Source organism: Clostridium acetobutylicum ATCC 824 (assembly GCF_000008765.1).
In the GTDB taxonomy this organism is placed as follows: Bacteria; Bacillota; Clostridia; order Clostridiales; family Clostridiaceae; genus Clostridium_S; species Clostridium_S acetobutylicum.
The window spans coordinates 2,155,044-2,176,918 of record NC_003030.1; the positions used below are offsets into that span (position 1 = coordinate 2,155,044).

25 protein-coding genes are annotated in these 21,875 nt (G+C 29.3%); 3 read left to right on the top strand and 22 right to left on the bottom strand.

Annotation, left to right across the window (positions count from 1 at the left end; genetic code table 11):
• Positions 1-2 precede the first annotated feature (2 nt).
• The 8 genes from CA_RS10565 to CA_RS10600 all read right to left on the bottom strand — a co-directional run bounded on the left by CA_RS10565 (position 3) and on the right by CA_RS10600 (position 5,566).
• On the bottom strand, positions 3-1,859 hold the full coding sequence (locus tag CA_RS10565; protein WP_014518953.1) for a VirB4 family type IV secretion system protein: 1,857 nt from the start codon (positions 1,857-1,859) through the stop codon (positions 3-5).
• Positions 1,837-2,610, bottom strand: coding sequence for a hypothetical protein (locus CA_RS10570; protein WP_010965348.1), 774 nt, complete (start codon positions 2,608-2,610; stop codon positions 1,837-1,839). Before CA_RS10570 ends, CA_RS10565 begins: the two co-directional genes overlap by 23 nt.
• A gap of 15 nt (positions 2,611-2,625) precedes the next feature.
• A complete protein-coding gene (locus CA_RS10575) occupies positions 2,626-2,973 on the bottom strand; it encodes a PrgI family protein (RefSeq protein ID WP_010965349.1) in 348 nt (115 codons plus the stop codon).
• A 48-nt stretch (positions 2,974-3,021) separates the two neighbouring features.
• Positions 3,022-3,354: a hypothetical protein gene (locus CA_RS10580; protein WP_010965350.1), complete on the bottom strand. Its 333-nt coding sequence runs from the start codon at positions 3,352-3,354 to the stop codon at positions 3,022-3,024.
• Between the two features lie 25 nt (positions 3,355-3,379).
• The gene (locus CA_RS10585) at positions 3,380-3,658 is read right to left on the bottom strand and encodes a hypothetical protein (protein WP_010965351.1); all 279 of its coding nucleotides are present in this window, start codon (positions 3,656-3,658) and stop codon (positions 3,380-3,382) included.
• Between the two features lie 70 nt (positions 3,659-3,728).
• The gene (locus CA_RS10590) at positions 3,729-4,436 is read right to left on the bottom strand and encodes a sigma-70 family RNA polymerase sigma factor (protein ID WP_242663024.1); all 708 of its coding nucleotides are present in this window, start codon (positions 4,434-4,436) and stop codon (positions 3,729-3,731) included.
• Positions 4,426-5,016 (bottom strand): helix-turn-helix domain-containing protein, encoded by a 591-nt coding sequence (locus tag CA_RS10595; RefSeq protein WP_010965353.1) that lies wholly within the window; start codon positions 5,014-5,016, stop codon positions 4,426-4,428. The genes CA_RS10590 and CA_RS10595 overlap by 11 nt, the downstream gene beginning before the upstream one ends.
• Before the next feature lie 175 nt (positions 5,017-5,191).
• The gene (locus tag CA_RS10600; RefSeq protein ID WP_010965354.1) at positions 5,192-5,566 is read right to left on the bottom strand and encodes a sigma-70 family RNA polymerase sigma factor; all 375 of its coding nucleotides are present in this window, start codon (positions 5,564-5,566) and stop codon (positions 5,192-5,194) included.
• Positions 5,567-5,738: 172 nt separating this feature from the next.
• On the opposite strand from CA_RS10600, the gene CA_RS10605 reads away from it, so the two are divergent.
• Positions 5,739-6,149: a helix-turn-helix domain-containing protein gene (locus CA_RS10605; RefSeq protein ID WP_010965355.1), complete on the top strand. Its 411-nt coding sequence runs from the start codon at positions 5,739-5,741 to the stop codon at positions 6,147-6,149.
• A 27-nt stretch (positions 6,150-6,176) separates the two neighbouring features.
• On the opposite strand, the gene CA_RS10610 is transcribed toward CA_RS10605, so the two are convergent.
• Both CA_RS10610 and CA_RS10615 read right to left on the bottom strand, forming a co-directional pair.
• Entirely contained in the window at positions 6,177-6,566 is a 390-nt protein-coding gene (locus tag CA_RS10610; protein WP_010965356.1) for a hypothetical protein, read from the bottom strand.
• Between the two features lie 173 nt (positions 6,567-6,739).
• On the bottom strand, positions 6,740-7,795 hold the full coding sequence (locus CA_RS10615; protein WP_010965357.1) for a D-alanyl-D-alanine carboxypeptidase family protein: 1,056 nt from the start codon (positions 7,793-7,795) through the stop codon (positions 6,740-6,742).
• 132 nt (positions 7,796-7,927) lie between these two features.
• On the opposite strand from CA_RS10615, the gene CA_RS10620 reads away from it, so the two are divergent.
• Both CA_RS10620 and ytfJ read left to right on the top strand, forming a co-directional pair.
• Entirely contained in the window at positions 7,928-8,455 is a 528-nt protein-coding gene (locus CA_RS10620; protein WP_010965358.1) for a DUF2953 domain-containing protein, read from the top strand.
• Positions 8,448-8,924 (top strand): GerW family sporulation protein, encoded by a 477-nt coding sequence (ytfJ, locus tag CA_RS10625; protein WP_010965359.1) that lies wholly within the window; start codon positions 8,448-8,450, stop codon positions 8,922-8,924. Before CA_RS10620 ends, ytfJ begins: the two co-directional genes overlap by 8 nt.
• A gap of 86 nt (positions 8,925-9,010) precedes the next feature.
• Here ytfJ and scpB read toward each other — a convergent pair whose 3' ends face one another.
• From scpB to recN, 12 genes are all read right to left on the bottom strand, one after another.
• Positions 9,011-9,619 (bottom strand): SMC-Scp complex subunit ScpB, encoded by a 609-nt coding sequence (scpB, locus tag CA_RS10630; protein ID WP_010965360.1) that lies wholly within the window; start codon positions 9,617-9,619, stop codon positions 9,011-9,013.
• A complete protein-coding gene (locus CA_RS10635) occupies positions 9,612-10,361 on the bottom strand; it encodes a segregation/condensation protein A (RefSeq protein ID WP_010965361.1) in 750 nt (249 codons plus the stop codon). Before CA_RS10635 ends, scpB begins: the two co-directional genes overlap by 8 nt.
• Positions 10,336-11,511, bottom strand: a complete 1,176-nt coding sequence (locus CA_RS10640; RefSeq protein ID WP_241393115.1) for a CCA tRNA nucleotidyltransferase — start codon at positions 11,509-11,511, stop codon at positions 10,336-10,338. The genes CA_RS10635 and CA_RS10640 overlap by 26 nt, the downstream gene beginning before the upstream one ends.
• Positions 11,512-11,591: 80 nt before the next feature.
• Positions 11,592-12,806 (bottom strand): D-alanyl-D-alanine carboxypeptidase family protein, encoded by a 1,215-nt coding sequence (locus tag CA_RS10645; protein ID WP_010965363.1) that lies wholly within the window; start codon positions 12,804-12,806, stop codon positions 11,592-11,594.
• 113 nt (positions 12,807-12,919) lie between these two features.
• Entirely contained in the window at positions 12,920-13,735 is an 816-nt protein-coding gene (locus CA_RS10650; RefSeq protein WP_010965364.1) for a purine-nucleoside phosphorylase, read from the bottom strand.
• A gap of 15 nt (positions 13,736-13,750) precedes the next feature.
• Complete coding sequence (locus CA_RS10655; RefSeq protein ID WP_010965365.1) at positions 13,751-14,923, bottom strand: phosphopentomutase; 1,173 nt, start codon at positions 14,921-14,923, stop codon at positions 13,751-13,753.
• Between the two features lie 66 nt (positions 14,924-14,989).
• On the bottom strand, positions 14,990-15,868 hold the full coding sequence (xerD, locus tag CA_RS10660; RefSeq protein WP_010965366.1) for a site-specific tyrosine recombinase XerD: 879 nt from the start codon (positions 15,866-15,868) through the stop codon (positions 14,990-14,992).
• A 247-nt stretch (positions 15,869-16,115) separates the two neighbouring features.
• On the bottom strand, positions 16,116-16,763 hold the full coding sequence (gene spoIIM / locus CA_RS10670) for a stage II sporulation protein M (RefSeq protein WP_010965368.1): 648 nt from the start codon (positions 16,761-16,763) through the stop codon (positions 16,116-16,118).
• 172 nt (positions 16,764-16,935) lie between these two features.
• Positions 16,936-17,091, bottom strand: a complete 156-nt coding sequence (locus CA_RS10675) for a hypothetical protein (protein ID WP_010965369.1) — start codon at positions 17,089-17,091, stop codon at positions 16,936-16,938.
• A 386-nt stretch (positions 17,092-17,477) separates the two neighbouring features.
• Complete coding sequence (spo0A, locus tag CA_RS10680) at positions 17,478-18,323, bottom strand: sporulation transcription factor Spo0A (protein ID WP_010965371.1); 846 nt, start codon at positions 18,321-18,323, stop codon at positions 17,478-17,480.
• A gap of 361 nt (positions 18,324-18,684) precedes the next feature.
• Positions 18,685-19,872, bottom strand: a complete 1,188-nt coding sequence (spoIVB, locus tag CA_RS10685) for a SpoIVB peptidase (protein ID WP_010965372.1) — start codon at positions 19,870-19,872, stop codon at positions 18,685-18,687.
• Positions 19,873-20,159: 287 nt separating this feature from the next.
• Positions 20,160-21,872, bottom strand: coding sequence for a DNA repair protein RecN (gene recN, locus CA_RS10690; protein ID WP_010965373.1), 1,713 nt, complete (start codon positions 21,870-21,872; stop codon positions 20,160-20,162).
• Between the last annotated feature and the right edge of the window lie 3 nt (positions 21,873-21,875).

A 21,875-nucleotide genomic window follows, 5' to 3' on the forward strand; every position in this document is an offset into this window, starting at 1 on the left:
CTCTATGAAGTTTTCACCATATCCCACTCAAAGTCAAAAGGCTTTACATGCATGAGTACAAGCTCCTGCTCTGAAAGAAGTATTGCTTGTCCTGAAATAAAGGTGGTCATGAGCTGTTCACATCTTGATGATAAGCCCAAAAATTCGCATACCTTCTTTGCAACCGAAGCTTCCTGCTTTAGAAGTATTTTTGTACCACATAGATGTATAATAGCTTCTGTCTGTTTACTCCCTATAAAATCCTGCATAAACTGAGTTGCTAAGGTAAGCGCTATCTTAAGCTTTCTTCCAAGCCTTGCTATAAGCTCTAAAAAATGAAGAGACCTTTCAAACTTCGCAAATAAATGTCCTTCATCAACTATAACTTCCTTTTCAATATCCTTGTATTTGTAATTTGAAAAGGTTGTCCATATCCATGAGAGGCTGTTTATCATAGCATAAAACTTAGTAAATTCGTCATTTAAATGTTTATAACTTATAGCAATTATCTTGCTGTCAAAACTTATTGTGGATTTACAATCAAACATTGCCATAGGACCATCACCAGTTATCATCTTCATAACCTCTATAAGCTCTTTTACTCCATCTGATTTTATTTCTTTATTTTTCTCAATAAGAGCATTTCTTAAGTCACTTAAGGTTGGTAAATCCTTTTTAATATTACCTGTATAAAACTTACCTTCTTTTTCATAAGTCTTTTCTTCATAAAGGCTTTTAGGATCTTCTGTAATACCTAAGTTTTCATAGAGCTGTGCTGTACACTCATCAACTGCTGTTATTTCTTCGCCCTGAAGTGGATTACCATTTCTAAACTTCTCAGAAAATATTGAGATCATTTCTATTATCTCTGAACGTTTTCCATATATATCAATCTTTTTCTTTTCATTTTCATCTTCCTCAACTTCTATCTCAAAAGGGTTTATACCTGATTTAACTCCTGGTCTAAGTTGTATATACTGTCCTCCAAGCTTCTCAATTAATGGTTGATATTCCTCCTGTGGATCTAAAATTACTGTCCATCTTCCAGCCGCTGCTGAACGTGCTGCCTTAAGCTTTAAGAAAACTGACTTTCCTGCACCTGTAGTTCCTGAAACAAATGTATGAGGATTTGTAAGTGTTGGTGCTCCTATAAACTCGTTATATACTATAGGTGACTTTGTAAACATATTTTCACCGTAAAATATACCGTTCTTATGGCAAAGTTCAGTATTTCCAACTGGTATTAAGCACGCTACAGATCCCGTTATCATATTTCTAAATCCACTGGTATACTCTATATTTAAATTAGGAACTCCAGTCAAAAAGCCTTTAAGCTGATCTCCAACAAGACACTTTGATATAAGCGATTTTCTTGCACAAATAGTGTCAAACATTTCAGCTTTATCATCCAGTGCACTTAAATTTTTCCCCCATAAAACAACTATAGGCTGAACATAAAACATTCTTTCTGTGTTGGTTTGTATTTGGGCCCTGGTTTCATCTAAATCCTCCGCTGCAAGTTTCATTCCATAATCCATTGAGTAGCCATGCTTTAGCTGTAAATTTATATTACTCATGTATTGACTGTACTTTCCTGTAAGCTTTCTTATAACCGCCGAGTCTGGAATATTTTCAACATAGGTCGTAATATCAATGTCCCCCATTTGAAATAATTCGTTTAAATATCCTATAGTCATATTTCTGGGAAATCCTATTATTGCATAAACTCTAGCATACCTACCTGGCCCAAGATAAATATAATCTTTACCCTCCACAATTCCATCAGGTGTTATAAGATCCATTAAATTTATAGTACCTTTCTTAAAAAAATCGTTATCTTCCTCCTTGTTTTCTTTTTTATCCTTCTTGAACTTCAACAACTTGTCCTACCCCCTCGCTATATAAATCAAATGCTCCATCTTTCTCCAAAGTCTCTATTTTTATATTTTTACCTCTATTAAATAGGTCTGCTAAAATTTGTGCTGTACTTTCAGAATTCAAAAGATTTATCTTCATTCTAGCTCTTGAAAGTCCACCAGCTATATTATCAATTCTACTTTGAAGCTCATTTAAAACCTTTTTTTCATCTCTATCCGGAAGATATGCTCCTACTGTACAAAAACTCTTTCTAACAAAAATACCTTTTTCATGTTCAAGTTTCTTATATGAGCTATAAAGCTGAGAACAATAATCCCTTAGATTATCTGAAATAAGACTATCACTGCTGTTCATTGTCTTTTCAACAAGCTCCGCAGGCTCCTTTATTTCTATCTTTTTCAAGGTTGTATGAAACTGAACTGGGAAATTTAGTGACAATGCTGACATCATAAGGCAATCCTCAAAGGAAGTTTGTTCTTCATCCGTTAAAAGCTCAAAATCTGGTGATGATATTCCTAAGTTAACTCTTATAGCTCCATTTTTCAGATAAATTTTACTTCCCTTTATTTTTTTTATTTTAGTGAGCTTTTTTAATTCACTGTTATTTACTTTAACTCCATCTTCATTATTTTCATCAACTTCAACACTTGCAGCTCTTTTATTCTTGGGTTTATTTTGTTTTCTTGTATAGAAAACAACTCCACCTAAAAAGATAAAGGCTAATACAGGAAAAACTACAGCCACGACTAACATATAATTTCCTCCCTTCTATTTTTCAAATTTAAATGTTTTATTTCTGAATCTAAACTTAATCATCTTTAATAAATATTTATCAAAGTTATAGGTATCGCTGACTTTATAAAAAGCACATAAAGCAGAAAAAATGACAATTACAAAAGCTATAATTAATCTTATAACAAGATTAATTGGATGCAGTGTTATATTAGGCGAGTGTCCTAAGCTTCTTGTAACTGTCATGTAGCTTCTATTCATTAAAAATAGAAGCGCAATTGAAAAGACAGAAAGTATTATCCAACCAAACTGCCTTAAAGAAATATACCCACCTATTATTTTGTCTTCTTCATTTATGTTGAAAGGAACTTTAAAGTACCTCATATTTTCACTCCTTACTGATAAAAAGAGGCAGATTTCTCTGCCTTGAATTTATTGGCCAAAACCGAAAAATAGTCCTGCAAAAATAGCAAAACCACCTATTAAAAGTGATGCTATTATTACTGTTAAAATAGAGTCCATAGCTTCACTTCTTGCCTCTTGTTTCTTGCTTGCCATAAGCATCTTTATTCCTATAACAACAACAGCTATTCCAATTAAAGCTCCTCCAAAGGCTTCTGCTATACCTTGGTTAGCTGTAAAAATATGTGAAGCAACTTCACCAGGAGTATGTTTTGTTATTTGACTATCTGCATACACACGTACTTTCATAAATAAAAGGCTAAAAACTGATGACACAAATCCCAATACTTTACTCTTTTTCACACTAAATCATCCTCTCACAATTTTATTATCTAAGTATTGTCTCAATTGATTTTAAAATTCCAATAAAGCTTGGCATAAAAAAATAAGATATAAGTACTAATGTTATAACACAAAAATTCACAATTCCCATTTTCATAACTGTCCTGCTGTGAAAACAAGATCCTGTTATTATTAAAATAACTGAAATACAATATCCTAAAATAGCTAAGGGGTATATTATTTCTGAAATTGTTTTATAAAAAACCAAAATAACCTTAGTCAGTTTATCACTTACAATTTCAGGTGAAACGGGCTTTATTTCCATACAATCATCCTCCTTTACAAAAAGAGAATAGTTTAAATTCAACTATTCTTTAAACTATTCTGTATTTTTTTTAAAGCGCTATATTTAATGTTAGATATTTTTTTGTAGACATCTTAGTTATTTTAGAAATATTTTTCACTTTCTGATCCTTAATCAGTATCTCCCGTATTATATATTTCTCTAACTGTGATAGCTTGTCCGCATTTTCTTTTAAAATAACATTTAAATCTATTTTTTCCTCCACTCTTTTGTAATTTACATCCTCATAAGCAAACTTGTCTTCCTCACTAACTTTTCCATCAAAATACTTCTTCTCATCAAGATAAGCTACATTATTTAATTTACTAAGATGCATCATATCTGCATACTGTTCATAGCTCAATCCTATTCTTTCACATCCATACTTATAACATGTATCTTCTACTTTTAATTCTGAAGCTCTTCTCTTAAACTTAACTATTTTAGAAACCTGATGCTCTGGTATTTTAAAATAGCTATATTTCTTTTTTATTTCCGAAATTAAAGTAAAATTAATCATACTATAAACATAGGTTGAAAACTTAACATTCTTATCTAAATCATATGAATTTATTGCCTTTATTACAGCTATTATTCCTTCTTGCATAAGGTCCTCTAAAGATAAGCTTTTATTATTTAAGCAAAAGCCATTTGCAATTTTTTTTATATACTTCATACTACTATCTATTAAAAAGCTCTTTGCATCTTTGCTTCCATCCTTTGCCCTTAATATTAAATCTTTTACTTCCTTATCTTCCATGTAAATTTATTTTTGTTGGAAGATCATTAGGTTTACTTCCACAATTCTCAACAAATTCTAGGCTTTCATTCAGAGGATTATAGTTGTAATGATTAAGATTCATAATTATCATTCTTCTATTTGAAAGTTTAGTTCTTCTAGACATGCTTATAGCATTTTGTCTTTGAAGCATTAATAACACTTTCATTTCCTCTTCTTTATTTACACTTCTTTTTCTCCTTATGGCTATTTTTTTTCTTTCTTTATTTATTTTTATGTTTTCCTCTTTTCTCCTCAACTTCTCATTTTTGTAATCTGAATCAGCTTTTATAGTCCTCGTTACTAAAGCATTACTTATATTAAGTATATTGGCTATTTCTAAAACCTTCATATTTTTTTTATAAAACATTTCTCTTATTTTTTCTTGTCTTTCTTCTATTTTTGTTTTCTTGTTCTTTCTTCTAATTTTGCTTTCACTCTCATACCTTTCATTCTCTTTTAATATAGAGTATATATTTGTCCTACTTTTACCTAAAGTTTTTGCGATATTACTAACTGACATACCTTCATTAAAGTACATAAAAAGCACTTCATTCTTCATTCTTTATTCACCTCCTAAGCACCCCATTAGATTTACATTTGTAAATATTTTTGCTACAGATATTTTTTATAATTTTCACTTCAGACATATTTTACAATAAACATAACTTGATTTACTAATCACCTTTATTCCAACAATATACCAGTTTTATGACATAAAAATTCAAGATATATAGTTAATTCTCCAAAAGCAAATTCTTTAGATGATCTATCACTTTTTTTCTTAATCTATAATAAGTTCTTTCTTTAATAAACATAGCATCTTGTATTTCAATAACACTAAAATTCTTTCTATATTTAAGCTCAATGTATTTTTGTTCATCCAATGTGAGATTTGTTATAATTTGCTCTAAGTATTTATTCTTAAAATTTATTTCTGCTATTTTTCCTTTTATACCCTCAATTTCTTGTTCATGTTTAGTATCTCTAATAATATTTCTGTATTGATTATAATAGCTCAATTTACTATTATAGGCTTGGACATTTATTTTATCCTCATAATATTCCTTTAAAACTTGCTCAACTTTTTTGTCTTCTAATGATTTTCTCATTATATCCCCTCTTCCTTTTTTTATCTCATATTCCTTTTAATGTATGTAACTTATAATAAATATTATAATCATATTGTTTATTTTATGCAACACATTTTAAAATTTTTTTCATTGCTAATGTTATTTATGTTAAAATTTATATATAAAATAACTTACGGCAAGGAGACAAATTATGGATAATAAGTTATCAAAAATACCAACGGAAACTTTTGGAGAATACATAAAAAGAATAAGAGAGCTTAGAGGCTATTCCCAAAGAAAACTTTCAACCTTAAGTGACTTAAGTAACACAACAATTTGTAGAATAGAAAAAGGTTCTGAAAATGGGATTGAAAACCCAGATGCAGAAACCGTTGTTAAATTAGCCGAAGGTCTAAAGTTAGAGAAAAAAGCGCTTTTAATTGCAGCAGGATATCTGGATAATGAAAATGTAGAGGAAACAACTGACTTAAAAGAATGTATAAGAATTGCCCTGCAAAAATTGGGGTGGATAAACTCCTACAATGATATAAATGAAGAAACCATTACTTACGTAGAATTTTTGTTAAAAAAGTATGGAAACAAATATAAACAAATTCCTTAAAACAACATTAAGGAATTTGTTTAATTATTACTTTATATTTCTTACATACTCTATAACTCTCCTCTCCCTTTCATTTCCCAAATCTGAAAGTTCAATCAAACTGGAACTCAATTCAGGGTTAGTAACTAAAATACTTTGTATTATCCTATCTTCCATGTAGTCACATTTTAGGATAAAATTTTTAAAATCTATCCAATTCAATTTTTCTAAAAGATTGTTCAAATTTTTATATTCAGAAAAACTTCTACTATCCTCAATTCTGTTTGCAATTTTTTCTTCTAAAATACCAAAAATATATTCTTCTACATACTCTCCTTTAAATACTAACTCTTCAATGTAATCTACCAAATTTCCTATTTCATTATTGTTAATAACACCTATAGCTTTCTGAATCTCTTCTTTACTATTTGAAAACAAAAAATTAAATTTTTTTTTGACATAATATCATTCCTTTCTTCTGTATTTTCCATACATTTTCATAATATCATTTACAGCATCAATTTATCGTCTTTTTTATGACAATTAGCAATCACGTATATGACAAAAATACAGTTGTTAGTATTATAATTCAACTGTATTTTTAGTGACTTTTATTTAGTTATAAAACTGCCCAATAAATAATTTTTATATATACACTGATTATCACAATATATTTCAATTCTTCCTATCATATTATTATTTAAAATTGGACTCTTTATATCCTTAGATACTATTACCTTTTTCGAATAAATCTTGTTCTTACTGCACGGAATATATATATCACTAGGTGCTAAAAGCTTAACTTTTCCTCCCCCGTTTAAAACATTGCCGCTGTAAACTACATCTCCCTTTGATACCATTTTCTTGTATTCATAATTTTTCTTAACATATTCGTACATTCGTTTGGTCTCTTTCCATCTAGGGGTACAATTTAATACTACAAATATAACATCATGACCATTCATTTTTACAGAACTAACTAAACACTTTCCTGCATTACCTGTGTATCCTGTTTTTACTCCGTCAGCACCAGGTATTTGATATAATATTTTGTTTATATTATGATAACTTCTTGTAAAACCATATTGTCCTGAACCCACATCCTTTGAACTTACAATATCATTAAAAACCTTGTTTTCCTTTGCAACAGAAGTTATGAAAGCAAGATCATATGCTGTACAATAATGTAAATCTTTATCCAAACCATGCGGTGTCTGAAAGTGACTATTAAACGCTCCTATTTTATAAGCATATTCATTCATCAAATCAGCAAATTTCTCCGTGTTACCTGCTATACCCTCTGCAATACAAATAGCTGCATCGTTACCAGAACGAAGCATTAGTCCGTATAAAAGCTCTCTTAATGTTATCTCTTCCCCTGCCTTGTATCCAACTTTAGATCCCCTTATAGAGGCTGCTTTTTTAGATATAGTAAATTTCTTATCTAAGTTCCCATATTTAATTGCCACTAAAGATGTCATTATTTTAGTGGTACTTGCCATTGGAACTATCATATCTGCATTCTTTTCATATAATATCATCTTGGTGTTGCTATCTATAGCTATAGCACATCTAGCATTTAAGTTAAGCTTATCTGCCTTAGCAAAAGTAGCCGGTGTAAGAATACATACAATTAGTGCCAAAACTATACTTCTGTAAATTTTCATGCAAATCACCTTACTTCATTTTTATTTCGTACTCAATTATTTTGTCTATTTTTCAAATTAAATATTCTCATTATTATAAAAAGCATATATGTGGATAAAATATATAATATTATCCTTATGTGGAGGTTTATTATGTACTTGATAATTATAGTTATAATTGTTTTAATAACCCTAATTCCCATTCCAATAAAAGTATACCTGCTTTATTTTGATGGGAAATATTCAGTTTTCATTTATGGTAAAAAATTAAAATTCACAGTAAGAAGAACTGAAAAAAAAATCGAATATAATTTCAATACACTAAAATACATTTCTAAACATAGACATAAGTTTCTTAAATACTCTTCAAAAATCAAATTAACTATTGGACTTGGATTAGAGGATGCCGCACATACTGCACTTTCATTCGGAATAGTAAATTCTCTTGGTGCTGCTTTTTATAATTTATTAAATGTATTTTTTAATGTCAGGGATTATAACTATAAGGTAATTCCATTCTTTAAAAAAAACATATTCAAAATCGAATTTGAAAGTATATTTTGGATAAGTATAGCAAAAACTATATATAACCTATTTATTCTAATTTTTGTATTAATGAAATTACGTATGAAGATACTAATTAGAAAAATTAAAAATAAAGGAAGTGTTCACTATGGATAATAATCCAATTGAAAATTTCATGAGAACCACTATGGAAAATATAAAAGGAATGATAGATGTAAATACCATAGTAGGTGAACCTATAAAAAATACTGATGGTAGTTTAATAATTCCTATTTCAAAGGTATCTTTTGGTTTCGCATCAGGAGGAAGCGAATTTAAAAGCCAAGAAGATTCCCAAGAAAATAAAAAAATCTATCCTTTTGGCGGAGGTGCAGGAGCAGGAGTTTCTTTAAAACCTATAGCTTTCTTAGTAATAAAAGATGATTCAGTAAGATTGCTACCTCTTAATGCAGAAAACACTTACGAAAAAGTAGTTGATATGATACCACAACTTATAGAAATGTGTAAGGGATTTTCACACAAATCAAAAAAAGAAAAGTGCTGTAATGATGATAAGAAAAAAGATTCAAATTCAACTAATGGTAATACAGATAATGCAAATCAAAACTCTCAACAGCAAAGTTAGAGTATAAAAAATAAAGGTTGAGCCTATTCTAAGCTTCAACCTTTATTTTCATATTAAGTAAATGCATTAATAAAAGAATATAAATATTATTCCGTACCTTCTTTTACCTCTTCATCAACTGCAACTTCATCTAACTCACTTGCAATTTGCTCCATAGGAGGAAGTTCATCTATATTACCCAAATTAAAGTTTTTCAAAAATTCATCTGTTGTTTCATACAATATTGGTCTTCCTGGAACATCTAATCTTCCACACTCTTGTATCAGTTTTTTTTCTTGAAGAGTTAAAATTGCCCTATCACTTTTAACTCCTCTAATTTCATCCACATCTATTCTTGTTATTGGCTGCTTATAAGCTATGATTGCAAGTGTTTCAAGAGCAGCTTGAGAAAGTGCTTGTCTAGTATTTGTTTTTAACAATTTTCTAACGTAATCACTATTTTCATTTTTGGTAACTAATTGATATGAATCATTAATATTTATTAACTTTACTCCTCTACAGTTATCATTATATTTAAGCATCATGTTATTCAATACTTCCTGAGCTCTCTTTGTTGTGCATTCAAGTATAGCCGATATCTGTTTTAACTTAAGAGGTTCTCCGCTTACAAATAATAATGATTCTATTATTGACTCATGAAGTTCTTTCTTTGAAATTTCATCCATTTCAAGCTGACTTTCATTTATTTTATTCAACTGCACTCACCCTCTCTATGTATATATCTTTAAAGTTATTTGACTGGTATACCTTTATATCCTTAAGCTTTATAAGCTCTAAAAGTGCTAAAAAAGTTACAACTACTTCTATTTTATTTGAACATTTATTTATTATATTTGAAAAATAGATTTCTTTATTTGATTTTATAATCTCACTTATCTCATCCATTTTATCTTCAATTTTATAAATATCAGGAGCTATTTTATCTGGAAGACTATTATTTGTATTTATTCTGCTTCTATACATTTCCATAAGCTTCTCAAATAGCTTGTACATATCTAAAAGTGTAATATCTTTGAGGATATCCTTATTATCAGCATCCTCTGTCCTATCATCTATTATTTCAGGTTTTTTTGAAAATACTTCTCCATAATCGAGCTCTCTATTCTTTAAAAAATCTGCTGCCAATTTGAATTTTTTATACTCAACCAGTTTCGAAACCAGTTCCTTAGTTGGATCACTTTCTTCCTTTTCTTCCTCCTCCTCTTTTGTTTTAGGGAGAAGATATTTAGACTTTATTTCTATTAAAGTAGCAGCCATAACTATAAATTCAGAAGTTATTTCAAGATCCATTTCCTTCATTTCATTTAAGTACTGTATATACTGGTTAGTTATATCGAATATCTTTATATCATAAATATCCATTTTGTTTTTTCTTATTAAATGCAGAAGAAGATCAAAAGGCCCTTGAAAATTATCTATATTTATGTTCAATGTCATATAAAATCTCTCCCATATTTTTTGTTGAATAATCAAAATTCATAAGCATATTTACATTCCTTTTTAAAATGCCTTCTTTTATTAACCCTACTATTTTTCCATCTCTTTCTATTAAATTCTTTATCTCTTTTCCACTTATTACAGTTTTAAAGTTAAGAATATTTTTCGTATAATTATAAACTTTATATTTCAATTCCTTATTCCAAGAGAATAAAACAAGCTCATATTTTGTCATGCCATTGAAAACCTTATATATATCATAATTTCTCTTGGAGTTTAAAAGTTTATGCTCCAATTCTTTTCTTCCTACTATAAACTTTCTTATTGGGTTCAAAAGTTCCTTTTTCAGAAAAGAATTTTCCACAAGAGCCCTATTTAATATTTTATCCCTAGAACAATAGACCATATTTAAAAAATTAATATTCTGCTCTGAGAATTGTATGCTGTCTCCTAACATATCACAATCTAAATCTATAATTCCATACATGCAGCATTTTTTTAACATTTGAATCCATTTATCCTCACCGCAAATTAAATATAGCTCCTTTATGTATCTTTCGAAACTTATTGTATTAAATATATTATTTCCAATAAGGCTATTAAAAACAAAGTCATCTTCAATTTCGAATCCATATCTTATGCTGTATTTAATGGCCCTAAATATTCTAGTACAATCCTCACTATAGGAGTTTTTATGAATAGATTTTATAACCTTATTATTTATATCATCAATTCCACCATAAAAATCTATAATTCTCTCATCTACAATATCATAAGCTAAAGCATTGACGGTAAAATCTCTTCTGTAAATATCATCTTTTATAGATGAAGGTTCAACAATTGGGAGCATGCCATCTTTTAAATATGTCTCTTTTCTACATCTGATTAAATCAACACTAACTCCATTGTTAAAATATATGGTTGAAGTTTGAAACTTTTCATAATAAACATAATCCTTTAAAGATTTTAATTCCTTTATTATAATTAACGGATCTCCTTCAACACACACATCAATGTCCTTGCTTTTCACATTTAATATGGAATCTCTAACTGCACCGCCAATTATATAAGCCTTAATTTTTTTTTCTTTACATGCCCTTTTTATATCTTTTAAAACATTTATTTGACCTTCATTAAAGATTCTATACATATCCAATAAAATGCATCCCTTTACCTATAAAATAAACTGTAAAGCCATTAAAACAGTTTTACAGTTTATTTTATCATAATCTATATTGAATTATCAAATATACGTTGCAAATCACTTTTGAAATTTTGAAAAAAGCCTCCTAATTTTACATCCCTATCACAATAAACCTTGATTTTTCCCGCATATTTTCCATTTACATAATACTCAGCATAACCTATATAGGCACCCTTCTTGATTTCCTTATCTTTTTTATCTATTTTATATAAACACCTATTGGTTATATTACAATTCTCTCCTTTAGGAATAACAACAGATAAATCATCTACTGCTTTTATTAAGAAGTATTTGTCACCTTTTTTGTTTAAAGCAACCTTTTTAACAACACTATCTTTTTCAACAACTTTTTTAGCAGTAAATTTTGAAAAACCGTAATTCATAAGCATAGATGCATCTCTATTTCTAACCTTATAAGTTGGAGCTCCCATTATTATTGCAAGCATCCTAACATTATCTTTACAAGCAGTAGCACTTATACAGTATTTTGCTTCATCAGTAAATCCTGTTTTTAAACCATCACAACCCTTAAAAAATCTTACTAACTTATTGTGATTAACAAGAGCTATAGGCGTTTTTCTTCCTTCACTTATAGTCTCCATGTAAGTTCCTGTAAACTTTAAAATCTTAGGATGCTTTAATAGTTCACGTGACATTAGTGATATATCATAAGCTGTTGTCATATGACCATCTGCATTTAATCCAGTACAATTTTTAAAGCTAGTATCTTTCATTCCAATTTCCTGAGCTTTTTTATTCATCATGTTTACAAAGTTTTCCTGGCTGCCACCAAGATATTCTGCCATTGCAACTGCAGCATCATTTCCAGAAGCTATAGCTATTCCCTTTAGCAGCTCTTCTACAGTTCTAACTTCTCCTGTATCTAAAAGCATAGAGCTTCCACCCATTTTCTTTGCGTTCTCACTTACCGTAACCTTATCTGTAAGCTTTATTTTTCCACTATCTACAGCCTCCATAGTCAATAACATAGTCATTATTTTTGTTACTGATGCTGGTGCAAACTTTTCATGAGAATTTTTTTCATAAATAATTGCTCCTGTTGATGGTTCCAATAATATTGCAGATTTTGCTTCCACATTAATACCAGAAGTGTCATTTGGAACCTTACTCTCTTTGTCATTATTAGGCCCAAAAGCCTTTACGCTAAATGGTAAAAACAAAGACTGAAGAAATAATAATAGTAGAGCCATTGCCCCTATCGCGATTCCCCTTTTTTTCATTTATGTATCATCCTTTCTAACAATATCAATTTTATAAATTTATTTTTACCACATTGTTAGAAATTATCACATAAATGAATTAATTTTTTCTACCATTTTTTGCTATATATTCTTTATATATCTCCTACTATTGCCGTTACAAGCTTTGTAAACTTATCTTTAACCATATTAGAAGTCTTAATTACCTCTTTATGGTCAAGAGGTTTATTAAGTATACCAGCAGCCATATTAGTTATGCAGGAGATTCCTATTACCTTCATACCACAGTGATTTGCTGCTATAACCTCTGGAACTGTAGACATTCCTACAGCATCTCCTCCTAACACTCTAACCATCTTTATTTCTGCAGGTGTTTCATAATTAGGACCTGACATCATAAAATAAGTTCCTGAGACTACGTCTATACCAATACTTGAAGCTATTTTTTTTGCTTTTTCTATCATATTCATATCATAGGCATTGGACATATCTGGAAATCTCGGGCCCATTTCATCGCAATTTTTTCCTATTAATGGATTTATACTTGAAAAATTTATGTGATCATTTATAATCATTAAATCACCTGGTTTAAATTCTGTGTTTACTCCACCTGCTGCGTTTGTAACTATAAGCTTCTTTACCCCAATGCTTTTCATTATGTAAATAGGCAGTGCCAAAGTTTCAGCTTTATTTCCTTCGTAATAGTGAAATCTTCCCTGCATCATAACAACATTAATTCCATTAAGCTTACCAAATACAAATTGTCCTGCATGCCCTTTCACTGTTGATGATGGCAAATTTGGCACATCACTGTAGCTTATAATATTTTTTTCGCTAACCTTATCTGCAAGATCTCCTAATCCAGAACCTAATATTATACCTATTTCAGGAGTTTTATCTATTCTTTCTTTGATATAGCTAGAACTTTCTTCTACAACCTTTATATTCAAAGCAATCTCTCTCCTTTACTTCATAATTATGTCTTTAAAGCTTTTTCCTACTAAATTATTTTCAACCTGTAACAAGTCAAGTATAGTTTTACCTATATCTGAAAAACTATCTCTAATTTTTATATCCGCTCCACCCTTTATATCTTTTCCGTAGGCTATAAAAGGTATATACTCCCTAGAGTGATCTGTACTTTCTGTTGTTGGATCGCAGCCATGATCTGCAGTTATCATCAGAACATCATAATCTTTCATATTTGTTTTTATTTCATTAATTCTTCCGTCAAATTCCTCAAGAGCTTTTGCATACCCTTTAGGATCATTTCTATGGCCATATAGCATATCAAAATCTACTAAATTTGTAAATATTAATCCTTTTTTATCTGTTTTCATATATTCTAGTGTTTTATCTACACCATCCATATTATTTTTTATATGCACTGCTTCCGTAACGCCCTTTTTGTTAAATATATCTTCAATTTTTCCAACACACATAACATTTGATTTATTTTCCTTTATGTACTCAAGCATGGTCTTATTAAATGGGTCCAATGCAAAATCTCTTCTATTTGAAGTTCTAGTATAGTTACTATTCTTCCCTACAAATGGTCTTGCTATAACTCTACCAACAGTTCTATCATCAACAAGCATTTCCCTTGCCACTTTACATATTTTATAAAGCTCATCAAGTGGTATTATTTCTTCATGTGCTGCAACTTGAAAAACGCTGTCAGCAGATGTATATACTATAGGACATCCAGTCTTAATATGTTCGTCTCCTAATTCTTTTATTATTTCTGTACCTGAAGCAACCTTATTTCCTATTACTTTCCTGCCTATCTTTTTTTCAAACTCATCTATTATGTCTTTTGGAAAACCATTTGGATAAGTATTCAAAGGCTCTTCTAATATAACTCCTGACATTTCCCAATGCCCTGTTACTGTATCCTTTCCTTTAGACATCTCTTTTAATTTTCCAAAGGCTCCTATAGGATACTGTACTTTGTCTACCCCTTTGATTCCACTTATGTTTCCAAGTCCCATTTTTACCATGTCTGGTAACTTTAATCCACCTACAGCTTTAGATATATTTCCTATTGTGTCGCTCCCTTTATCACCATATTTATCTGCATCAGGCATTTCACCAGCCCCAACACTATCTAAAACTATGAGTATAACTCTTTCAACCATATTATTTCCTCCCTTTATGAATTTCTCCACTGTCCAATTGTTTAATTTAAAATCCTAAGCATTTTCTTAAGCTCTAGGATGAGTTTTCTTGTAAACTTCAGCTATTCTTGTCTTTCTATACATACCAGAATAAATTTGAGTAGTAGCCATATCACTATGTCCTAAAAGCTCTTGTATAGTCTTTATATCCGCTCCATTTTGAAGTAAATGAACCGCAAATGAATGCCTTAAAGTATATGCATTAATCTTCTTTTTTATACCAGATTCTTGTGCATACTGCTTAATTATCTTCCAAAAACCTTGACGAGTCATTTTATCACCTTGTAGATTAAAAAAAAGATAATCAATATTTTGAACATTTAACTTTGTTCTTACCTTTAAATATATTTCAAGACACTTAACTGCATATGACCCCATTGGAATTATTCTTTCCTTATTTTTTATACCGCGACATTTTATGTAAGATAGTTTTAAATTTATATCATATATAGTTAAATTCAACAGTTCCGTAACCTTCATTCCTGTTGCATACATTATTTCTAGCATTGCTTTATCCCTTATACCCTTATCAGTATTTCCATCAGGACCCATTAGCAATTTTTCAACCTCTTCTATTGTAAGAATATCAGGAAAATTCCTTCTTATCTTTGGCATCTCATATTGTGTTACAGGATTATCATCCATTATGCCTTTTATCTCCAAGTATTTGAAAAAATTTCTTATGGATACTATATTTCTTACAATAGAACTATTAGCCCGTCCATTTTTTTGCAAATACTGCACATACGACATTATCGTAATAACATCAACCTCTCGAAGCTTTTCACCTTTTTCATCTAAAAATTCATGAAATTTCTTTATATCACGTCTATATGCATCTATTGTATTTAAACTAAGATTTTTCTTTCTTATTTCAGCAAAGTATTGTTCAATTAAATTATCCATTACAATATCTCCCACTTTTTTTAGTTGTAACCTTCACAAATTCTAAAAAAAAATATATATTTTAATACTAATTGCTTACTATAACTAAATATATTGTTTACAAAATATATTCCATTACTAGTGTTATTTTTCTGAACAATATAAGTTAATATTTGATCTATAAGCCTCGGAATCAAAATTCCAAAGATTATTATAATAAAAAAACATTTAAGAAAAGTTATTATAAAATTAGTCATATCTTTCCGCATTAAAAAATACTTCTCCCAAGTTGCATTGCTGTAAGTTTAATTATATTTGGTGTACAATATGTCTCAAATAAAAATCCCATACCCATAAATATAGCTGCAAATGCAAAAACTAATGAATATGAACCTATCCTAGTAAAAATTCTGTTTCTTATTCCATCGTTAAATCCGCACCTCACAAGACCTATAGAAAATTCCATAGCAATAACTGATACGAATAAAATACATGGTATGTAAATTAAATTTTGAGGCAAAACTCCTAAAAATGCCATTGTAACTCCCTTGATACCAAGATTATTTACAAAGAATGTTATTGTAAAACCAAGGGAAAAACCTTTCAAGAGATCAATAATCAAAATTACAGGTATTCCTATCATTGTAAGTCCTAAAAACCATATGATTATTATAAGTGGTATATTATCTTTTAAGGTTTGAAATAAAACTCCATTATAATTTATAGAAACAGTACCCTTATTTTTTGTAAAATTTAAAATGTAGCTCATTAAATCGTTCTTTTCATAGCTACTCATATACTTTACGGTATATACGCTTATTACAAAACCTATCCCTATACTTAAAGAACTTATAATATACAGCCAAAATCTTTCCTTAATATGATTACTTATTGCTTCAGTTACACTAAACTTCACAGCAACTCACCCTTTCTTTCCATCACTTTAATAAATAATATGATATATAGAAAAGGTTTATGCAAAGTTTTATTTAAAATTCATCTTACCTTATAAGCATATAAATAAAGTTTACTATTGAATCTTGCATTTGTAAATGCGCATTACCTAACTTTTAGTCTATAGAAATTATTTAATTTTTATTTTTTTCACAAGAATTTCTTTCATTTTCTTTTATTTCTCTTTGTAGTTCATCAGCTTTACCCGCTGCTTTAATACAACCAATAATTCCGAGGAAAATAACTGCTACAAAAATAGTTGCTATCACAATTAAAATTCTAATTATCATAATATATTCACCAACCATCACTTTATATAATGAACCATATCCTTCTCACTATATATTCTCCAATCTTCCAATTTATAATCATATTGGCGGAAAAAACAAAAACAAACCAAGGTTACTATTCCTTGGTTATCATTAAAGAAAAATGTCACCCTGAAAATCCATTGAAATTCTACCACATACTTTATTTTATAATTGAAGTATATTATTGTACTATGTATTTGTCAACAATCAATTTTCTTAAGTATTTCTATAAAAAATAAACTTTCTCCATTCAATTTAACAATGAAGAAAGTTTATCGATATTCTTTTTAAAATTTGTACAATGTATTGATTATTAAAAGCTAACATAAAAAATTAACTTTTACCAATGTATTAATACATTTAACTTAGCTAACTTTATTTTTAAGTCTTAGCTTGTCAGCAATCATAGCAATAAATTCACTATTAGTAGGTTTACCTTTGCCATTGTTGATAGTATATCCAAATAACTTATTTATAGTTTCAACCTGTCCACGTGACCATGCAACTTCAATAGCATGTCTTATTGCTCTTTCTACTCTGCTAGCTGTAGTATTGTATTTTTTTGCAATAGAAGGATATAATTCCTTAGTAACTGCTGATAAAAGCTCCATATTATTAACTACCATTGTTATAGCTTCCCTTAAATACATATAACCTTTTATATGTGCTGGAACACCTATTTGATGTATTATTGATGTAATTTCGCTTTCTAAATCAACCGCTTTATTACCTATATTATCAGAGTAAACATCATTTGCAATTGTACCTGCAAAGCTTGCCTCTTTCTCTTCAACTTGATATGACCTTTTCTGCTCTGAATTTGATATAGTATTATTAAACATTTCTCTTATTCTATTAGTGAATACATCCATATCAAAAGGTTTAACTACATAGTAGTCCGCCCCTAATGTTATAGCTCTTTGTGTTATTTTATCCTGTCCAACAGCGGATAAAACTATTATTCTTGGAAGGTTTTCTGCATCTTTATTGTTAAGTTTTTCTAATACTCCTAGTCCATCTAATCTTGGCATTATTATATCGAGAACAACAAGGTCAGGCTTTTTATTCTCTATAAGCTTTAAAGCTTCCACTCCATCCTTTGCTATTCCAACAACTATCATATCGCTTTGGTTAAGCAAGTAATCATTAAGAATATTACAAAATTCCTTATTATCATCTGCAATTAAAACACTTATTTTTCTACTTTCCATTTTTAACTCCCCTTTATAAAATATAGAAATTTTACCATAAATTATCATTTTGTATATTTTATATTCGACAAAACTATTATTTATCCTTCTCCTATATATAATAACATATGTATAGTTTTATAATTCTATATTTTTCATATCTAATTAATTTTGTCTTTATCTTCTTTTCCATTTTATTACTAAAATGATAAAAAATCAAGAGAATATATCTTTTTTTATAAAATATTTAATTCTCTGCTTTCAAAACAAAAACATATATAGGAAACCATATATGTCTCAAATCATTATATACAGCCCATGTGCTATAATTAGCTTATACTGGTTTTCCTATATATAGGGTTATACTTAATAAACTCAATTTTTATAATATACCTGCACTTTTAAGCATCCATTCAATATAAACTCCATATCCTGTATCAGGCTTATTTATTAAAACATGTGTTACTGCTCCAACAACTTTATTATTTTGTATTATTGGACTTCCACTCATTCCTTGAACTATCCCACCTGTTTTATCTAGAAGTTCCGCATCTGTAACTTTAATCATCATACTTTTAGGATTTGGAGAACTTTGATCAAACAACTTTTCTATATTTATAGCATACATTTTAGGCTGACTTCCATCAATGGTTGTTAAAATTTTTGCGGGCCCTAATTTCACCTCATTTCTCATTGCAACTTCCATAGGTTTATTATATTGTAAACCTTCAAATTTTTCATATCCTTTTCCAAACAAACCACATATGGTGTTATTTTTCACAATTCCAATTGGCTTATTTTCATTTATGAATATACCTCTCAGCTCACCAGGGTTACCTCTAATGCCTTTATTTACAGAAACTATAGATGAATCTATTAAGCTTCCTCTACTGATATTTATTATATCACCTGTATCCACATCTGTAATAGGATGACCTAGAGCCCCAAAAACTTTAGTTTTATCAGAATAAAAAGTTAATGTTCCAATTCCCGCTGTAGAATCTCTTACCCAAAGTCCTATTTTATAATTTTCGTCACTCTTGCATTTTACTTTACTTATTACCTTTTCTATTATTTTACCTTTTCTCTCTACTGTTAACTTTACCTTTTCTGTAGAATCTTTGTTAACTTTTTCACCCAATTCGTCGGCAGTATTTATTGCCTCTTCATTTACTTTAACTATACTATCACCTATCTGTATTCCTGAATTAGCTGCTGGACTTTGCACTCTACCTCGAGATGCATCTATATCACTAAATCCAACAATCAAAACACCTTTTGTGTGTAATTTAATTCCTATAGGCTGTCCTCCAGGATAAACCTCTATTTTTGCCTGGGGCTTAATGCTAGCAGATTTTACTGAGGATATTCCAAACATTCCCTCGTTAGCTTTACTTTTTTTCTTGGAAGTTGTATTTTTTAAATCAAATTTTGATGTAACTAATCTATTTTGACTGCGTTTTATAAAAACACTCTGCGGTGTACTTATAACCTTATTATACGCTAAAAATACAACCAAAATTACAGGAGTTAAAATGTAGTATACAATATTTATTTTTTTATTTTTCACGATTTTACCTCCTTACATTTATGCTTTTGTATCTTCCACAACATTAAATTTCCCATTTTAAAATTTAATTATGCTATCATATAGATGTATTTATAGTTAATACTTTAGAAATTATCCTAAAAAATAAAAATTGAAAGAATACATGTTTTCTTTCATAAAAGCCAACATATATACAGTTATCATAATTAACATTATCTATGATAACTGTATATATGTTGGCTAACTCTAGAAACACTTTTATTCTTTCAATTCATCTAAACACAAAATTTGTAATTTATTTATACTTCCTAACTTATTCTCTTTCCTACAATTTCACTTTTTCTTTTTTGAGCAATTAATATCATTTCCTTAGCATGATCCATAGTTATTTTAGTAACTTCACTTCCACCTATCATCATTGCAAGTGCATTTGCTTTACCCTCTTTATCAAGCGGCCTTACATCTGTATAAGTTTTATCATTCTTTATGTTCTTTGAAACCATGAATTGCGTATCTGACATACAAGCTATTTGTGGGAGATGTGTAACACAAAATACTTGATGATTCTCTGAAACAGCATACATTTTATCTGCTACCCTCTCAGCTATCCTGCCGCTTATTCCTGTATCAATCTCATCAAATATAACAGAAGGTATTTTATCTTTATTTACAAAAACAGTCTTCATTGACAACATTATTCTCGAAAGTTCTCCTCCTGATACAATTTTCTCCAAAGGCCTCAAAGGTTCTCCTATATTAGTAGATATTAAAAATTGAACCTTATCACTTCCACTTTCACTAATATACCTTTCATTGAAATCTACTTCTATACTAAAAGTACTTTTACCAAGTCCCACATAATCTAATTGATCCTTAACAGACTTTTCAAGTTTCTTGGCAAAATCACACCTTATTTTATGTATATTTTTTGCTTTATGGAGTAATTTCTCATATACGCTCTTTCTTTTTCCCTCTAATTCCTTTACTATCTCTTCGCTATTTACTATTTCATTATATTGAGTGTTAAGCTTATCTCTGTAATTCAATATATCCTGTATTGTGCTTCCATATTTTTTCTTATAACTATCTATAGTGAACAGTCTACTATTTATATAATCCAACTCACCAGCATCAAAACTTATACCGCTTTTAATTGCTTTTATTTCCTCTACAACTTCACCTAAATTATAGTAGCTATCTTCAAGTATCTTTACTATATCAGAAATCTTATCATTATTATTTTCAATACTTTTAATTTTATTCACAACATAACCAATTAAATCATAAGCTGACTTAGAATTATCACTTCCATCATAAAGAACCTCACATGCCTCAGAAAATACCTTTGACAATGCTTCACTGTTAGAAACAATTGAATACCTCTCTTGAAGTTCATTATCTTCTCCAATTTTTAATTTAGAGTTATCTATTTCGTTTATTTGATATTTTAAAAAATCAGCTAGCTTCCCATTTTCACCATTTTTGCCTTTCAAATCACGTATCTTTTCATCTATAGCTTTTAAACTTTCATATGTAATTGTATAGTCTTTTTTTGCACTAATTAAGCTTTCTTCACAATAATCATCTAAATACATAATATGCTTTAATGGGTCCAACAAATTTTGGTTCTCATGCTGTCCATGTATGTCGATTAATGTTTCACTTACGTTTTTTAGCACTGACACTAACACAGATTTTCCATTAATTTTGGCAATACTTTTACCCGACTTAAATGTTTCTCTACTCACTATTACACAATCCTCATATTCTATATCCATGTTTTCGAGTTCTGCCTTTGTTTTATCATTTTCTATTGTAAAAATAGCTTCAACATATGTTCTCTTTTCTCCAGTTCGTATAAAACCTCTACTTGACTTACCTCCAAGAACATAGTTTATTGCATCAATTAATATTGATTTACCAGCACCTGTTTCACCAAATAAAACATTGAATCCTTTTTCAAAATTAATAGTTATATCTTCTATAAGAGCAAAATTTTTAATATTGAGTTGAAGAAGCATAAA

What these genes read in the sequence shown, in the direction of transcription:
- CA_RS10600 (WP_010965354.1), bottom strand. Translation starts at nt 5,566, where the DNA reads ATGAGAAAATCATTAGAAGACAAAAAAGTTGAGCAAGTTTTAAAGGAA.
- CA_RS10595 (WP_010965353.1), bottom strand. Translation starts at nt 5,016, where the DNA reads ATGAAGAATGAAGTGCTTTTTATGTACTTTAATGAAGGTATGTCAGTT.
- CA_RS10635 (WP_010965361.1), bottom strand. Translation starts at nt 10,361, where the DNA reads ATGACATTGAACATAAATATAGATAATTTTCAAGGGCCTTTTGATCTT.
- CA_RS10655 (WP_010965365.1), bottom strand. Translation starts at nt 14,923, where the DNA reads ATGGTTGAAAGAGTTATACTCATAGTTTTAGATAGTGTTGGGGCTGGT.
- CA_RS10640 (WP_241393115.1), bottom strand. Translation starts at nt 11,511, where the DNA reads ATGTATAGAATCTTTAATGAAGGTCAAATAAATGTTTTAAAAGATATA.
- ytfJ (WP_010965359.1), top strand. Translation starts at nt 8,448, where the DNA reads ATGGATAATAATCCAATTGAAAATTTCATGAGAACCACTATGGAAAAT.
- recN (WP_010965373.1), bottom strand. Translation starts at nt 21,872, where the DNA reads ATGCTTCTTCAACTCAATATTAAAAATTTTGCTCTTATAGAAGATATA.
- CA_RS10590 (WP_242663024.1), bottom strand. Translation starts at nt 4,436, where the DNA reads ATGGAAGATAAGGAAGTAAAAGATTTAATATTAAGGGCAAAGGATGGA.
- CA_RS10620 (WP_010965358.1), top strand. Translation starts at nt 7,928, where the DNA reads ATGTACTTGATAATTATAGTTATAATTGTTTTAATAACCCTAATTCCC.
- CA_RS10575 (WP_010965349.1), bottom strand. Translation starts at nt 2,973, where the DNA reads ATGAGGTACTTTAAAGTTCCTTTCAACATAAATGAAGAAGACAAAATA.
- xerD (WP_010965366.1), bottom strand. Translation starts at nt 15,868, where the DNA reads ATGGATAATTTAATTGAACAATACTTTGCTGAAATAAGAAAGAAAAAT.
- spo0A (WP_010965371.1), bottom strand. Translation starts at nt 18,323, where the DNA reads ATGGAAAGTAGAAAAATAAGTGTTTTAATTGCAGATGATAATAAGGAA.
- CA_RS10615 (WP_010965357.1), bottom strand. Translation starts at nt 7,795, where the DNA reads ATGAAAATTTACAGAAGTATAGTTTTGGCACTAATTGTATGTATTCTT.
- CA_RS10570 (WP_010965348.1), bottom strand. Translation starts at nt 2,610, where the DNA reads ATGTTAGTCGTGGCTGTAGTTTTTCCTGTATTAGCCTTTATCTTTTTA.
- CA_RS10605 (WP_010965355.1), top strand. Translation starts at nt 5,739, where the DNA reads ATGGATAATAAGTTATCAAAAATACCAACGGAAACTTTTGGAGAATAC.
- CA_RS10675 (WP_010965369.1), bottom strand. Translation starts at nt 17,091, where the DNA reads ATGATAATTAGAATTTTAATTGTGATAGCAACTATTTTTGTAGCAGTT.
- CA_RS10645 (WP_010965363.1), bottom strand. Translation starts at nt 12,806, where the DNA reads ATGAAAAAAAGGGGAATCGCGATAGGGGCAATGGCTCTACTATTATTA.
- CA_RS10585 (WP_010965351.1), bottom strand. Translation starts at nt 3,658, where the DNA reads ATGGAAATAAAGCCCGTTTCACCTGAAATTGTAAGTGATAAACTGACT.